The organism is Magnetospirillum moscoviense, assembly GCF_001650635.1.
Taxonomy (GTDB): Bacteria; Pseudomonadota; Alphaproteobacteria; order Rhodospirillales; family Magnetospirillaceae; genus Magnetospirillum; species Magnetospirillum moscoviense.
Genome location: NZ_LWQU01000085.1, coordinates 1 through 15,049, shown reverse-complemented (window position 1 = coordinate 15,049; position 15,049 = coordinate 1). Strand labels below are relative to the sequence as shown.

Genomic DNA, 15,049 nt, shown 5'->3' with positions numbered 1-15,049 from the left:
CATGGTGATGAGCCTGCTGAAGCGCCTGTTGGGTGGCGACCACAAGGTGACCTATGAGGAAGCCCGCGATCTGGCCGCCGCCCCCGATCCAGCGGTCCGCTCGAAGCTGGCCGGCCACCCCGAGATGCGGGCCGAGATCCTTTATTTCCTGGCCGAGGATTCCGACCCCGACGTCCGCCGCCTGGTCGCCGCCAACCCATCGACGCCGGCCCAGGCGAACCTGCTGCTGGCCCGCGACATCGACGCCGCCGTGCGCCAGGACCTGGCCATGAAGATCGCCCGGGTCGCCCGCGGCCTGACCGCGCAGGAACAAGACCGCCTGCGCCGCACCGCCTACGAGGCGCTGGAAACCCTGGCCCGCGACCAGATCACCCGGGTCCGCGAAATCCTGTCGCAGGCCCTGAAGGACGTCGCCGACGCCCCGCCGGAAGTGATCGGCCGGCTGGCCCGCGACGCCGAGATCGCCGTGGCCGGCCCGGTGCTTCAATATTCGCCGGTGCTGACCGACGAGGATTTGCTGGAAATCATCGCTTCCAGCCCGATCCCCGGGGCGTTGACCGCCATTTCCAAGCGCGACGGCGTCAATGTGCGGGTGGCCGACGCCATCGCCGCCACCGACGATACCGACGCCATCGCCGTGCTGCTGGGCAATGCCAGCGCCCAGATCCGCGAGGAAACCCTGGACCGGCTGGTCGATCGCGCCGTCGATATCGAGGCCTGGCACCAGCCGCTGGTCAACCGTCCGTCGCTGCCGTCGAAGGCGGCCATCAAGCTGGCCCGTTTCGTCGCCGCCAACCTGCTGCAGGGCCTGGCCTTGCGCAACGACCTCGATACCGCCGCCACCGCCGCGGTGGCCGCCGCCGTCAGGAAGCGCCTGGACGAGCTGGAGGTCCAGGGCCCGGCCAAGGGCGAGGCCAAGCGCGCCGCCGACGAAGAGGCGGCCCTGATCCGCGCCCGTCAGTTGCACGCCCAGCACCAATTGGACGAAAGCACCATCGACACCGCGCTTTCGGGCAACGACATCGCCTTCGTCACCGCCTCGCTGGCGGTGCTGGCCGAGCTGTCGCCCAAGGTGATCAAGAAGACCGTCGAGACCCAAAGCGCCAAGGGCATGGTATCGATCGCCTGGAAGGCCGGACTGTCGATGTCCTTGTGCATGACCCTGCAAAGCCGCCTGCTGAAGCTGCCGGCCAGCCGCACCCTGCACGCCCGCGACGGCGGCTTCCCGCTGTCACCCGACGAAATGACCTGGCAGTTGGAATTCCTGGCGGATTGACGGTCAAGGGGCTGCCCCCTACCCCCGCAACGCCTCGATCTTCTCGCGGATGACGTCGATCCGTTCGACCAGGGCCACGATGCCCAGGGTGTCCTCGATGCGGGCCCGTTCGGCCATCAGGGCATCCAGTTCGGCACCGCTTTTGCCCTTCATGCGGACGTTCAGATCTTCCTCGACCAGGGCGTACTGGTCCATGGCGTCGTCCAGCAGCTGGTCCAACCGCTTCTTTTCAGCGGTCAGGAAGGCCAAATCCTCGGTCACGGTCGCATCCCTTCCACCGAACCCCGCCACCATACTATTGGAAGGGGAGGTGTACCCGTCAATGGGCAAGAGCCCAGGATGGACCTGTTCCGGTTTCCACCACCAGCGGCACGCTTAGGCTCGCCGCCTGCTCCATCACCTGCTTGACCAGGCGGGCGGTCGCGTCGATCTCGCCTTCGGGGACCTCGAACACCAGTTCGTCATGGACCTGCAGCAGCATGCGTGCGGTCAGTCCGGCCGCCGCCAGCTCGCCCGGCAGGCGGATCATCGCCCGCTTGATGATGTCGGCGGCGCCGCCTTGGATCGGGCCGTTGATGGCGGCCCGTTCGGCGAAGGCGCGCAGCGCGCCGTTCTTGTCCTTGATGCCGGGCGTCCACACCTTGCGGCCGAACGGCGTGACCACGAAGCCCTTGGCCCGGGCTTCCTCCTTGGTCGTCTCCATGAAGGTGCGGATTTCCGGATAGCGGGCGAAATAGGCCTCGATATAGGTCTTGGCCTCGCCGTTCGAGATGCCCAGCTGGTTGGCCAGCCCGAAGGCCGAGATGCCGTAGATGATGCCGAAATTGATCGCCTTGGCCCGGCGGCGTAAGCCCGGGTCGATGCCTTCGACCGGCACCCCGAACACCTGCGAGGCGGTGATGGCGTGGATGTCGTCGCCGTGATGGAAGGCCTCGATCAGGCCCTTGATGCCGGCGACATGGGCCACCAGGCGCAGCTCGATCTGCGAATAGTCGGCCGACAGCAGGGTGTGGCCGGGGGTGGCGACGAAGGCGGTGCGGATCTTGCGGCCTTCCTCGGTGCGGATCGGAATGTTTTGCAGGTTGGGGTCGGATGACGACAGCCGCCCGGTGGTGGTCACCGCCAGGGCATAGCTGGTGTGGACCCGGCCGGTCCGGGGGTTGACCTGGGCCTGCAGCGCGTCGGTATAGGTGCTTTTCAGCTTCGACAATTGGCGCCAATCCAGCACCCGGGCCGGCAGCACATGGCCTTGGGCGGCCAGTTCCTCCAGCACGTCGGCGCCGGTGCCCCACTGGCCGGTCTTGGTCTTCTTGCCGCCCGGCAGGGCCATGTCCTCGAACAGCACCTTGCCCAGCTGCTGCGGCGAGCCGACATTGAAGGCGGTGCCGGCCAGATCCTGGATCTCGGCCTCCAGCAGATCAATACGACCGCCGAACTCGGACGACAGGCCGGCCAGCACGGCGCCATCGACCTTGATGCCGGCCGCTTCCATCGCCACCACCACCGGCACCAGCGGGCGCTCCAGCGTTTCGTAGACGGTGACCATGCGTTCGGCCAGCAGGCGGGCCTTCAGGAAGCCGTGCAGGCGCAGCGTGATGTCGGCATCCTCGGCGGCATAGGCCAGCGCCTTGTCCAGCGGCACCCGGTCGAAGGTGATCATGTTCTTGCCGCTGCCGCACACCGCCGAAAAGGGGATGTTGGTGTGGCCGCAATGCAATTGGGCCAGTTCGTCCAGCCCGTGGCCGTGGCTGCCGCCATCTTGCACATAGGACAGCAGCATGGTGTCGTCGATGGGGGCGACCGACAGGCCGGCCTGGGCCAGCACCTGCAGATCGTACTTGATGTTGTGGCCGACCTTCAGCACCGAGCGGTCGGCCAACAAGGGCGCCAGCGCGGCCAAGGTATGGGCGCGGGGCAGGATGTCGGGGGCCTTGGGTGCCCCGGCATCGCCCAACAGCAGCGAGCCCTGGGCCTCGCCGGTCGTGTGCTTGACCGGGATATAGCAGGCCCGTCCCGGCGCCACCGCCAGCGACACGCCGACCAGTTCGGCGCTGAGCGGGTCCAGACCGGTGGTCTCGGTATCAAGAGCGACGATGCCGGCGGCGGTGGCCGCCTCGATCCAGCGGGCCAGGGCGTCGGCACTGGTCACCAGTTCGTAATCCTGGGTGACCCGTTCCACCGGCGGCGGCGTTTCCGGCACCGGGGCGGCGTCTGGCGGCTGTTGCGGCGCGTGGGCCTTGACGCCCAGGCGGGCCATCAGGCTCTTGAAGCCCTGCGCGGCCAGGAAAGCGGCCAGCTCGGCCGGGTCGGCGCGGCGCTTGGCGAAGCCGGACAGGGGTTCCACCCCCGGCACATCGGTCTTCAGGCGCACCAGCTCGCGGCTCATGCGGGCGGCATCGGCGTTTTCCAGCAAGGTCTCGCGCCGCTTGGGTTGCTTGATCTCGCCGGCGCGGGCCAACAGGGTATCGAGGTCGCCATATTCGGCGATCAATTGGGCGGCGGTCTTGATGCCGATGCCCGGCACGCCCGGCACGTTGTCGGCGCTGTCGCCGCACAGGGCCTGGACGTCGACCACACGATCGGGGGCGACGCCGAACTTTTCGGCCACCTCGGCCACGCCGATGGTGCGGTTCTTCAAGGTGTCGAGCATGGTGACGCCGTCGCCCACCAACTGCATCAGATCCTTGTCCGACGACACGATGGTGACGCGCGCGCCGGCGGCCACCGCCTGGGCGGTATAGGTGGCGATCAAATCGTCGGCCTCGAAGCCGTCCATCTCGACCGAGGGGACGTTGAAGGCCCTGACCGCCTCGCGGATCAGCGGGAACTGGGGCACCAGTTCTTCCGGGGCGGGCGGGCGGTGCGCCTTGTAGGCGGGGTAGATATTGTTGCGGAAGCTCTTGCGGGCGGCGTCGAAGATCACCGCCACATGGTCGGCGTCGGTGTCGTCCAGCAGCTTCATCAGCATGGTGGTGAAGCCGTAGACCGCGTTGACCGGGGTGCCGTCGGGCCGGGTCATCGGCGGCAGGCCATGGAAGGCCCGGAAGATGAATCCCGAGCCGTCCACCAGAAAGACGTGACGAGGAGCGTCCGCCACCGGAATCAATGCCCGCCGAGCTTGGCGCCCTCGGCCAGCACGAAGGTGCGCGAGCAATAGGGGCAGGTCACCTGGCGGTCGTGGCCGAGATGCAGATAGACCAGCGGATGGCCCAGCGGACCGCCGCCGCCGTCGCAGCCGACCGAGGCGGACTCGACGGTGATGGTCTCGAACTGGGGGGCCTTCTGGGCAGCCTGGGCGTTGGACATGATGGATGATCCGTTGACCGTTGAAACCGGCGGATGATACCCATTGCTGACGATGGAGCAAACACTTCCCGACAACGCCGTCCACGCTGACGGCCTTTCCAAGGTCTATGCCGGCAAGCAGGGCCGCAAGCAGGCGCTGAACCAGGTGTCGCTGGCGATTCCGCGCGGCTCGTTCTTCGGCCTTCTGGGGCCGAACGGCGCCGGCAAAAGCACCTTCATCAACATCCTGGCCGGGCTGGTGATGAAAAGCGCTGGAACCGTGGCGGTGTGGGACAGAGACATCGACAAGGACCCCAGGGGCGCCAAGGCGGCCATCGGCGTGGTCCCGCAAGAGCTGAACCTGGACCCGTTCTTCACGCCGCGCGAATTGCTGGAGGTCCAGGCCGGCATGTACGGCGTGCCCAGACCTGAGCGCCGCACCGAGGCGATCCTGGAAAGCGTCGGCCTGGCCGACAAGGCCGATTCCTATGCCCGCACCCTGTCGGGCGGCATGCGCCGCCGCCTGCTGGTGGCCAAGGCGATGGTGCACAATCCGCCGGTGCTGGTGCTGGACGAGCCGACCGCCGGCGTCGATATCGAGCTGCGCCAAAGCCTGTGGGCGATGATCCGCCAGTTGAACACCGCCGGGACCACGGTGGTCCTGACCACCCATTACCTGGAAGAAGCCCAGGAATTGTGCGACCGCATCGCCATCATCAACCAAGGCCGCCTGGTGGCCTGCGACACCACGCCGAACCTGTTGGCGCGGATGGATTCCAAGGCGGTGGTCCTGACCCTGGACCAGCGTCTTGACGCCGTGCCTGGCGCTCTGGCTGCACTGGCCCCCGAGATCAGACCCGACGGGCGGATGGTCATCCGCTATCAGCCGTCGGCGCTGCCCATGGGCAAGATCCTGGATCTGGTGCGCGAGGCCGGGCTGGTCATCCAAGACCTGTCGACCGAGGAAGCCGACCTGGAAGACATCTTCCTGCAACTGACCTCGTCCAAGGCATGAGGCGGCTGCATGTCCTGCTGCTCGCCCTGCTGCTGTCGGCTTGCGCCGCCGTGAGCCACCCGCCCGGCCCCCCGGTGGTCACCCCCGCCATCGCCCCCGATCATCTGCTGATGGCCGACGGCGCCCGCTTGCCGCTGCGTCAATGGATGCCGGCGGGGCCGCCCAAGGCGGTGATCGTCGCCCTGCACGGCATGAACGATTACTCGAACTTCTTCGACGAGCCGGGCACGTATCTGGCCGGATTGGGCATCGCATCGTACGCCTATGACCAGCGCGGCTTCGGCCAGGGGCCGCATCCGGGCACTTGGTCATCGACCGAGGCCATGGCCGACGATTCCGCCACCGCCATTCGCCTGATGGCGGCCAAGCATCCCGGCGTGCCGGTCTTCGCCCTGGGTGAAAGCATGGGCGGCGCCGTCTTGATGGTGATGGAAGCCCAAGGCCGCACGCCCGCGGAAATGACCGCGAAGCTCTTGTCGGCGCCGGCGGTGTGGGGCCGCGCCGCCATGCCATGGTACCAGCGCGCCGTCCTGTGGCTGGCCTATCATGTCGCGCCGGGCTGGAAGCCGTCGGGTCGCGGGCTGAACATCCGCCCGTCCGACAATATCGAGATGCTGAAGAAGCTGGGCGCCGACCCCTTGGTCATCAAGGAAACCCGCGTCGATGCCATCAAGGGGGTGGTCGATCTGATGGACCGCGCCGCCGAACTGGCCCCCACGGTCACCGGCCCGACCCTGGTGCTGTATGGCGAGAAGGACGAGGTCATCCCGGCCGAGCCGACCTGGCGGGCGATCCGCGCCCTGCCCGGCCTGGAAACCGAGCAGCGGGTCGCCTTGTACGGCCAGGGCTGGCACATGCTGCTGCGCGACCTGCAGGCCAAGGTGGTGTTGGACGACATCGCCGCCTGGGTGGCCGACCGCGCCGCCCCCTTGCCGTCGGGGGCCGATTCCCGGGCGCGGGCGAAGCTTTCCGACAGATGATGCGCACATTCACCTTGCGCTAAGCTGCCCTCGAACCACCGGGGGGACAAGGATGTTTGGGAAGCTTCTGGCCGCTTTGTTGCTGTTATCGACGCCCGTTCTGGCCGCCGACAAGGAATTCGACCTGGGGTTCGCCCGGCCGGGCATGATGCAGGGCCAGTTCCGCTTCGGGGCCTGGCCGCCGGGCATGGCGGTCTATTGCAGCGACGATCCCGACAAGCCGGGCACCTTGGGCAAGCTTTTGACCATGCCGCAACAGATGACCAATATGGGGGCGACCCGCTGCGCCCTGCTGTCCATCGACGACAAGGGGGTGTGGAGCCAGGCCAAGCGCAAGATCGCCGGCCAGCCCGGCCAGATGGCCGCCACCTTCGGCCCCGATGCCGGCGGCACCAAGCGACTGGTGCAATTGTTCATCGAGTTCCCGCGCACCGGCTTCGCCGATCTGAGCAAGTTCCTGACCAGCCGCTTCGGCGCACCGCAGGATCAGGCCGATACCCTGATCCGCTGGAAAACCCCCAAGCAGGAAGCAGTCCTGGTGCACGAGGACGGTGACACCGCCACCTTGATGATGTTCGATCTGGTGCTGCAGGCCCAGATGGACGCCAAGATGCAGGCGATGGCGCCGGCCAAGAAGTAAGCGGCTTATGTCACCCCGGCCTTGAGCCGGGGTCCAGGGGGCTGCGGCACGGCTGGAGATGCGCTCCTGGGTCCCCGCCTGCGCGGGGACGACGGTTCGGATATCACTTCCAGATCGGCTTGCCCGAACCGGGCAGGCCGTATTCGCCCCAGCGCTTGGTCACCTGATCGACGATTTCTTGGGCCATGGTCAGCTTGACGCCCCATTCGCGATGGGTCTCGGGCGGCCATTTGTTGGTGGCGTCCAGGCCAATCTTGCCCCCCAAACCCGATTCCGGGCTGGCGAAGTCCAGATAGTCGATGGGGGTGCCCTCGACCACCGTGATGTCGCGGGCCGGGTCCATGCGGGTCGAGATCGCCCACATCACATCCTTCCAGTCGCGGCAATCGATGTCGTCATCCACCACGATGACGAACTTGGTGTACATGAACTGCTTCAGGAAGCTCCAGATGCCGAACATCGCCCGCTTGGCGTGGCCGGGATAGGCCTTCTTGATCGACACCACGGCGATACGGTAGCTGCAGCCCTCGGGCGGCAGCCAGAAATCGACGATTTCCGGGAATTGCTGGGTCAGCAGCGGAATGAACACCTCGTTCAGCGCCTCGCCCAGCACGCTGGGCTCGTCCGGCGGGCGGCCGGTGAAGGTCGACAGATAGATCGGGTCCTTGCGCATGGTGATGGCCGAAACCTTGAAGACCGGGAAATCCTCGACATTGTTGTAATAGCCGGTGTGGTCGCCATAAGGGCCTTCCGGCCCGGTCCGGTCCAACAACACATGGCCTTCCAGCACGATCTCGGCATTGGCCGGAACCTTCAGGGGCACCGTCTTGCAATCGACCAGCTCGACCTTCTTGCCGCGCAACAGGCCGGCGAACTGGTATTCCGACAAGGTCTCGGGCACCGGGGTCACGGCGGCGATGATGGTGCCGGGATCGGCGCCGATCACCACCGCGGCCGGCATCGGTTCGGACTTCACCTGCTTCCAGCGGTGGAAATGCTGGGCGCCGCCGCGGTGCTTCAGCCAGCGCATCAAGGTTTCGTCCTTGGCCGTGACCTGCATGCGGTAGATGCCCAGATTGAAGGCGTCGCGCTTGTCCTCGGGCGGGTTGGGGCCTTGGGTCACCACCAGCGGCCAGGTGATCAGGGGCGCCGGCTCGCCCGGCCAGCAGCCCTGGATCGGCAGCCGGCCCAGATCGATCTGATCGCCGGTCAGCACCACCTGCTGGCAAGGCGCGTTGCTGACCGTCTTGGGCTTCATCGCCATGACGTTTCGGACCAAAGGCAGCATTTCCAGCGCTTCGCGCCAGCCGCCCGGCGGCTCGGGCTGCTTCAGGAAGGCCAGGGTCTCGCCCACCTCGCGCAACTGGCCCGGCTCGCGGTCCATGCCCCACGCCACCCGTTCCACGGTGCCGAACAGGTTGACCAGCATCGGCATGCCGTAAGGCGTGCCGTCGGCACGCACAGGATTCTCGAACAGAACCGCCGGGCCGCCCTCGGCCAGCAGGCGGGTCTGGATCTCGGTCATCTCCAGGGACGGCGACACAGGCACACCAACGCGCACAAGACGCCCGGTGCTTTCCAACCTGGAGATAAAATCGCGCAAGGAATCGTGGGGCAAGGAGACCTCCGGCAGATGGCGCCCCATGGAAGCGCGAAGCGAGCGGAAAGGTCAACCTTGGCCTTGGCCTTGTGCGCGAGAACGGTTACCCTTAAATATTGCCCTGGGCAGGGATGAGGGAGTTGCGCACATGGCCGCGGCATCGCAGGAACAGCGATATCGGACGCTGATCGAGTTGGGCATCGCCCTCTCGGCCGAGCGGAATCACAACCGGCTGATGGAAAAGATCCTTCTGGGCGCCAAGTCGATGACCAATGCCGATGGCGGCACGCTGTATCTGGTCACCGAAAAGAAGGACGCGCTGAAGTTCGAGATCATGCTCAACGACACGCTGGACGTGGCGATGGGCGGCACCACCGGCAAGCCGATCCCGTTCCCGCCGCTCAGGCTGCATGACGACCAGGGCGTGCCCAACCACAAGAACGTGTCGAGCTATTGCGCGCTGTCGGGCGCCACCGTCAACATCGCCGACGCCTACGACGTCGACAAGTTCGACTTTTCCGGCACCAAGGCCTTCGACGCCAAGACCGGCTATCGGTCGAAATCGTTCCTGACCGTGCCCTTGAAGAATTACGAGAACGAGGTGATCGGCGTCCTGCAGCTGATCAACGCCCGCGACGCGAAGAACACCGTCATCGCCTTTGGCCCCGACATCACCCCGCTGATCGAGGCCTTGACCTCGCAGGCGGCGGTGGCGCTGGACAACCAGCGCCTGATCGAAGCCCAGAAACATCTGTTCAAGAGCTTTATTCAAGTCATCGCCGGCGCGATCGACGCCAAGAGCCCCTATACCGGGGGCCACTGCAATCGCGTGCCCGCCCTGACCGCCATGCTGGCCAAGGCGGCGTGCGACCAAACCGAAGGCCCGTTCGCCGACTTCGACCTGACCGAGGACGAGTGGTACGAACTGGAAGTCGCCGCCGGCCTGCACGATTGCGGCAAGGTCACCACGCCGGAATACATCGTCGATAAGGCGACCAAGCTGGAAACCATCTACAACCGTATCCACGAAGTGCGGATGCGGTTCGAGGTGATGAAGCGCGACGCGGTCATCGATTATCTGCAGGCGGTCATCGCCGACGAGAAGCCCGAGGCCGAGCTGAAGGCCGAGATGGAAGCCCGCCTGGCCCAGTTGGACGAGGATTTCGGCTTCGTCGCCGAATGCAATGTCGGCGGCGAGTTCATGGCGCCCGAACGCATCGAGCGCCTGAAGCAGGTCGCCGAGATGACCTGGGTGCGGACCATCGACGACCATCTGGGCCTGTCCATCGACGAGATGAGGCGCCGCAAGCCGGACGAGCCCAAGCCGCCGGTGGTGGAAAAGGTGCTGGCCGACCACGAATGGCACATCATCCCGCACGAGGCGACCATCGACTGGAGCCGCTATGACGAGGAGGGCTTCACCATGAAGCCCTGCGCCAACAAGTACAACCAGGGTGAAATCTACAATCTGTCGATCGGCCGCGGCACCCTGACCGCCGAGGATCGCTTCAAGATCAACGAGCACATCACCCAGACCATCTTGATGCTGAAGGCCCTGCCCTTCCCCAAGAACCTGACCCGGGTCGCCGAATGGGCCGGCGGCCACCACGAACAGATGAACGGCCGCGGCTATCCCAAGGGCCTGATGCGCGAGCAGATGAGCGACCCGGCCCGCATGATGGCGGTGGCCGACATCTTCGAGGCGCTGACCGCCGCCGACCGCCCCTACAAGAAGCCCAAGACCCTGTCGGAATCCCTGAAGATCATGTCGTTCATGGTCAAGGATGCCCATATCGACCCCGATCTGTGGGTGCTGTTCCTGACCAGCGGCGTATGGAAGGACTATGCCGAGCAATATCTGAAGCCCGAGCAGATCGACGACGTCGATATCTCGAAATATCTCCCCAAGGCCGCCGAGTAGTGGCCCCCGGAAAGACCAAGCGAACAGACTGGGGAGAACTCACTTGCCCGATGGCCGTCATGCCCGGACTTGATCCGGGCATCCCTGCGGCACCACGGAATATACTGTTTTTACGGCATGATCGCTGATCAACGCGGATGGCCGGGTCAAGCCCGGCCATGACGAAGTAGGGAAACGGCCTCGGATCGGGATCAGGCATAAGGGGACGTGGTGAAACGGTAAACACTGGCGACTTAAAATCGCCCGGCTTCGGCCTTGCGGGTTCAAGTCCCGCCGTCCCCACCAATTTCCACACGAACCCGCAAGACTGTTGTTTGGCATGCTCCGCATGCTCGGGTTCAAGTCCCGCATTCCCCACCATCACCTTTGCGGCGGGAACGCCGCCGGGATTGGATCGACCAGCGGCCATTCGCCACTGTCGGCCAGTTCCTTGCGCAATTGGGCCGCGCGGATCCGGGCATCCAGATCAATGGCGACGTTACCGATGAAGGCGGCATGGCTTCGCGTGCGCTCCATCGGTTCCAGCAGCAACCGGTCGGCTTCGGCGCGCGGCGGATCGCCGCGTTGGCTGGTGGCGGCAAGATGCACCCAGGTCAGAGCGTCGGTGAAGTCGAGCGGCGCACCCTGGCCGTGCAAGGAAAGCGTGGCGAGGGTCAGTTGTGCCATGCGGTTGCCAGAACGGGCCGCCTGGATCAGCAATGCGCGGGCGCGCTCAGGTTCCGGAGCGCCGCCGCGTCCCTGCAACAGCAGCAATCCCAGCACCGTGCGGCCTTCGGCGCTTCCCTGTTCCGCGGCCAAGGTGGCAAGCCGCCGGGCTTCGACGTCGTCCTTGCTCACGCCGCCACCAATCGCCGTCAAATGGGCAAGACGCGCCAGGGCGACGGGGTGGCCTTGGGCGACGGCAGTGCGGTAGAGCGTGATGGCTTCGGCGCGGGACTGAGATACCTTCAGGGTTTCCGCCGCCTTTTTCTCAAAGCCGTTATCAAAGTCGTCGGGGCGGCGGTGATGAAGGATGGCAAGAGCGACCATCGCATCGGCCATGCCCAGGCGCACCCCTGTTCGGCATGTGTCGATGGGGGTTCCCATGGTTTCACCCGGCAGCGCCGCCAAACGACACGCCAGTGAGATAGCGGCACGGTCTCCGGCTCGGACTCGCTCCAGCAAGGCGGGCAAGGCGTCGCCATCCCAATAGGCGTGCGTCGAACCGATGATCGGCAGCGCGGCCAGCAAGGCACTGATCGATCGGTTCCGCAGGATGGCCGAGGCCTGTTCGAGCACTTGGCGAGTTTCGGCGGACGGTGCCGTCGCCCCTGCGCGAAATTCGCTGGCGATACGATGGCTCAGCCCTTTTGCGATGGCGTCGCCATAGCCCTTGTCGGCCCAGGCATCAAGTTCTTGCCATGAGCCGCGTCCGGCGGCGAGACGATAGACTGCGTCGTCGTAGAATCCCTGTGCAGCGACCATGTTCACGCCAGTCGCGGCAACGAGAACACCAGCAAACACGGTCATGAAAACAGTTCGCATGCGATCGCCCCTGTAACCGAAAAAATGGCCGGGACCCTTGCGGTCCCGGCTCACCGATATTTACCGCTGCTTGCTCTGGGTCCGGCCGGGGACAGGTTCCCACCGGGGAAAGCCAAGAATCGTTCCCCGACGATGCAATTGCCCCCCGGGGTCCCAGGCGGTTCCCTTTCGGTCATCTTCGTATTCCCAGCCCCGAGGAAGTTGCGGCTGAACTTGGGGCGTCCCTCCAGGTCTTTGCTGGTTTTGCGGAATTTGCGATGGAATATAGACATTGGATTGGCGGCGAGCATCACCACCCATGCGGACAATCATAGATGGTTTTTGGCGTCGGCTCAAGAACAAATAAAGAACCATGGTGAAGGCGCGAGCTTCCTGGAGGTAAGCTGCCGCGGCGCGTCAGTGATCGACCTGACGGCCATTATACCAATGCGGGGTCTTCTTGGCCCAATCGGACCTTGGGAAGCGCTTGTGCAAGAGCTTGAAAGCCCGCTTCCCCAGTGGAACGCCGTCAATGTCGCCGCCGCTTTCATAGCGGTTGAGCATGACGACCCGATGCAGGACCTCGGCGACCAGGTCGCGGTCCGACAACAGGGCCTTCAGCCAAGTTTCCGACTGGGAATCGGCCCACCGCAGCAGCGTCAGGCTCACCTGGCGGATCAGACGCCGCTCTCCCTGCAACTGGGCGATTTCATCCAATGCCGCCAGCTTGGCGATACCGAACAAGGATTGGCGGGACCGCGATTTGAAGATCGCGGGGGCGGGAACCGGGTCCTCGGGATTGTTGTTCCACCTAGCCCGAGCGGAATGGATCCGCTCAATTGCGCTCCATGTGATGCCACGCTCATACCTGAAACGATACCATTTCTGGGGCAGTAGCAACCAGGTCTCGAAATCGCCTTGGATGGCGCCGCCAGCGCTGAATGCCTTGGGAAGTTCACGGCTATCATGGACGTCGAAGTAATAGATTCCGACGTCGTAGTACTGGTAGGATCGGCGACTCCCCTCTTTGATCCAGGTGGACAAACCTGGGGTCCGGCTGACGACAAGTGCCATGGCGACGTCATCGGGCAATGACTCCTTGACCTCTTCGATCGCAATCTTCGCACCCGCAGCAGGCGTTTTCCCCGCAATCTGGGGAAGCAATGCCCGAGCCTCGCCTGCCCGGCCAAGGGCAACCAGACGGGCGAATATCCCGTGCAGAAGGCTGGCTTCGGTCCATCCCGAGAAAGCCCCGGACTGAACAAGACGTTGGAGATCGTCCACGGACAGCAGGTTCAGAGCCCGGAGGCTTTTGGAGTCCAACTCTTGCCCCCGGTGGATCTCGATCAACTGCTCGACCGACATCGCCGTATAGGTGCGGGCAACATTCAGCCAGCCCCGGAAGCCCGGCTCGGAGGTGATGCCCACGAGCCTCTCGAGCACCTCACGCGCCTCGGCTGCGCCACCCCTCGCCATGGCCATCATCGCGGCATTGCGGGCCAGCACGGATTGGACGGACCAGGGAAGGACGGCCATCCGCTCGCGATCCAGGGCGATGCCGGTATAGCGCCCGGCGACCGAGGCTCCAGCCGCATGGGCGGCGTACTCGGCGGGCGATGCCGCACATTTCAGGACCTTGTCCTCGATATCCTTGGCGATCCGCCCAAGCGCGTCGGCGTGGGCGGTGCCCTGGTGCCAGAAAAGCTGTGCCGCTACGGCCCACTCGATGCCCCGACCGGCCATGTACTTGTCCAGCGCGTCGGCGATCAGCCGCTCGTATTCGGCGGCATGATCCTGGCCTCCGTGATCCAGATGCCACGCCAGCGACCAGGGGGTATCGGATGCGGTAATGATCGTCTGGAGCCAGTCCAGCAAGGGGCGCTCGGCGGCAAGTCGGGCAACGGTGTATTGGACGACAGTCGGATTGGCCGCATCGTCCGGCGCCCGCCACCAATCGGCAGGCCGCCGGACCGAGGTCGCCAAATCCAGGACAATGGCCGCCTTAAGCCGTTCCGGCTCGGAGCTCGAGCCCGACGGGTCGTTTTCGACAAGCTCGACCGCCTCGGCGATAGCCTCGGCCCAGGAATCGGTGTCAAAGGGATTCTCGAACTGATCGTCGCCTTCCAGGCCCCTCATGCCAAGGTCGGGAAGTCCCCGCCAGAGGCGATAAAGGTCAAGCGTCGCGCCGACATGATCAAGCCGGTGCCAATGCGACCCGCCGGAATAGACGGTGTCGTAACGGCTGATCGCTCCGTCGATCATGGCGGCGGCGGCCTGATAGCGTCCGTCGCACCGCTCGGCGGCAAGCGCGGGCGAGGCCAATGCCATCGACAACAAGAACAGGAAATACTTCATGCCGCTCGCCCCCACGAAGACGGAACCGACCATCTTATTGTGGCCCATGATAGACAAACACGCCGATCTTCGGCATTAGGCAATTGCACCCATTAAAGATCTCAATCGGCGGTGTCGATAATCTTTAATTGCTCTATTGTGCAATCTTTTCCCTTTAAACTGGCCTCCATGAATGCCATCCTGAGACCGGGTCGAGCGTTCGGCCGGCATATGCGAAACCAGGGCGGGGGACTTAGTCATGGCTTCAGGCTTGAAATACACCATCCAGCCGGGCGATTCCTATTGGTCGATCGCGGCTGCCGTCAACAAGTGCAAGGGCGTCACCGCCGACCAGATCGCGGCTGCCAATCCCGAAATTCCGGCGTCTGCGCTGCAAGTCGGCCAAACCATCCTCATCCCCCCATAGGCGTTAACATAGCGCACACACTTGGCGTTTTCGCTTTCTTGGGGTGTCGGCGAGGCGTACAGCGAGGC

General features: G+C 65.0%; 12 protein-coding genes and 1 tRNA gene. 7 read left to right on the top strand and 6 right to left on the bottom strand.

The genetic code is table 11. The annotated features are described in order from the left end of the window. Position 1: 1 nt before the first annotated feature. A complete protein-coding gene (locus tag A6A05_RS03995; protein ID WP_245644185.1) occupies positions 2–1,276 on the top strand; it encodes a DUF2336 domain-containing protein in 1,275 nt (424 codons plus the stop codon). Positions 1,277–1,294: 18 nt separating this feature from the next. Here the strand turns inward: A6A05_RS03995 and A6A05_RS03990 are convergent, their stop codons facing one another. Genes A6A05_RS03990 through A6A05_RS03980 form a run of 3 tightly spaced genes read right to left on the bottom strand, consistent with a single transcriptional unit; the run spans position 1,295 to position 4,582 of the window. Continuing rightward, on the bottom strand, positions 1,295–1,537 hold the full coding sequence (locus A6A05_RS03990) for a hypothetical protein (RefSeq protein WP_245644184.1): 243 nt from the start codon (positions 1,535–1,537) through the stop codon (positions 1,295–1,297). 58 nt (positions 1,538–1,595) lie between these two features. Next, on the bottom strand, positions 1,596–4,373 hold the full coding sequence (polA, locus tag A6A05_RS03985) for a DNA polymerase I (RefSeq protein WP_068497791.1): 2,778 nt from the start codon (positions 4,371–4,373) through the stop codon (positions 1,596–1,598). Between the two features lie 5 nt (positions 4,374–4,378). Then, complete coding sequence (locus A6A05_RS03980) at positions 4,379–4,582, bottom strand: zinc-finger domain-containing protein (RefSeq protein WP_068497697.1); 204 nt, start codon at positions 4,580–4,582, stop codon at positions 4,379–4,381. Between the two features lie 52 nt (positions 4,583–4,634). Between A6A05_RS03980 and A6A05_RS03975 the strand changes: the two genes are divergently transcribed. From A6A05_RS03975 to A6A05_RS03965, 3 genes are read left to right on the top strand one after another with little or no spacing between them, the layout of a single operon-like run. Continuing rightward, positions 4,635–5,576, top strand: coding sequence for an ABC transporter ATP-binding protein (locus tag A6A05_RS03975; protein WP_068497695.1), 942 nt, complete (start codon positions 4,635–4,637; stop codon positions 5,574–5,576). Next, positions 5,573–6,556 carry an alpha/beta hydrolase gene (locus A6A05_RS03970; protein WP_068497694.1) on the top strand — a complete coding sequence of 328 codons (984 nt, stop codon included), beginning with the start codon at positions 5,573–5,575 and terminating at the stop codon, positions 6,554–6,556. The genes A6A05_RS03975 and A6A05_RS03970 overlap by 4 nt, the downstream gene beginning before the upstream one ends. Before the next feature lie 52 nt (positions 6,557–6,608). Continuing rightward, positions 6,609–7,196: a hypothetical protein gene (locus A6A05_RS03965; protein WP_068497692.1), complete on the top strand. Its 588-nt coding sequence runs from the start codon at positions 6,609–6,611 to the stop codon at positions 7,194–7,196. Positions 7,197–7,299: 103 nt separating this feature from the next. Here the strand turns inward: A6A05_RS03965 and A6A05_RS03960 are convergent, their stop codons facing one another. Continuing rightward, positions 7,300–8,814: a UbiD family decarboxylase gene (locus A6A05_RS03960; RefSeq protein ID WP_068497789.1), complete on the bottom strand. Its 1,515-nt coding sequence runs from the start codon at positions 8,812–8,814 to the stop codon at positions 7,300–7,302. A gap of 130 nt (positions 8,815–8,944) precedes the next feature. Here A6A05_RS03960 and A6A05_RS03955 point away from each other — a divergent pair, with 130 nt between their 5' ends. Together A6A05_RS03955 and A6A05_RS03950 are read left to right on the top strand one after the other, a co-directional pair. Then, positions 8,945–10,717, top strand: coding sequence for an HD family phosphohydrolase (locus A6A05_RS03955; RefSeq protein WP_068497690.1), 1,773 nt, complete (start codon positions 8,945–8,947; stop codon positions 10,715–10,717). 201 nt (positions 10,718–10,918) lie between these two features. Further along, positions 10,919–11,002: transfer RNA gene (locus A6A05_RS03950), tRNA-Leu, on the top strand. 75 nt (positions 11,003–11,077) lie between these two features. Here A6A05_RS03950 and A6A05_RS03945 read toward each other — a convergent pair. Together A6A05_RS03945 and A6A05_RS03940 are read right to left on the bottom strand one after the other, a co-directional pair. Beyond that, positions 11,078–12,241 (bottom strand): tetratricopeptide repeat protein, encoded by a 1,164-nt coding sequence (locus A6A05_RS03945; protein WP_156520886.1) that lies wholly within the window; start codon positions 12,239–12,241, stop codon positions 11,078–11,080. A gap of 396 nt (positions 12,242–12,637) precedes the next feature. Next, the gene (locus A6A05_RS03940; protein WP_156520885.1) at positions 12,638–14,575 is read right to left on the bottom strand and encodes a hypothetical protein; all 1,938 of its coding nucleotides are present in this window, start codon (positions 14,573–14,575) and stop codon (positions 12,638–12,640) included. Between the two features lie 238 nt (positions 14,576–14,813). Between A6A05_RS03940 and A6A05_RS19955 the strand changes: the two genes are divergently transcribed. Then, positions 14,814–14,981, top strand: a complete 168-nt coding sequence (locus A6A05_RS19955; RefSeq protein ID WP_082910682.1) for a LysM peptidoglycan-binding domain-containing protein — start codon at positions 14,814–14,816, stop codon at positions 14,979–14,981. Positions 14,982–15,049: the final 68 nt, after the last annotated feature.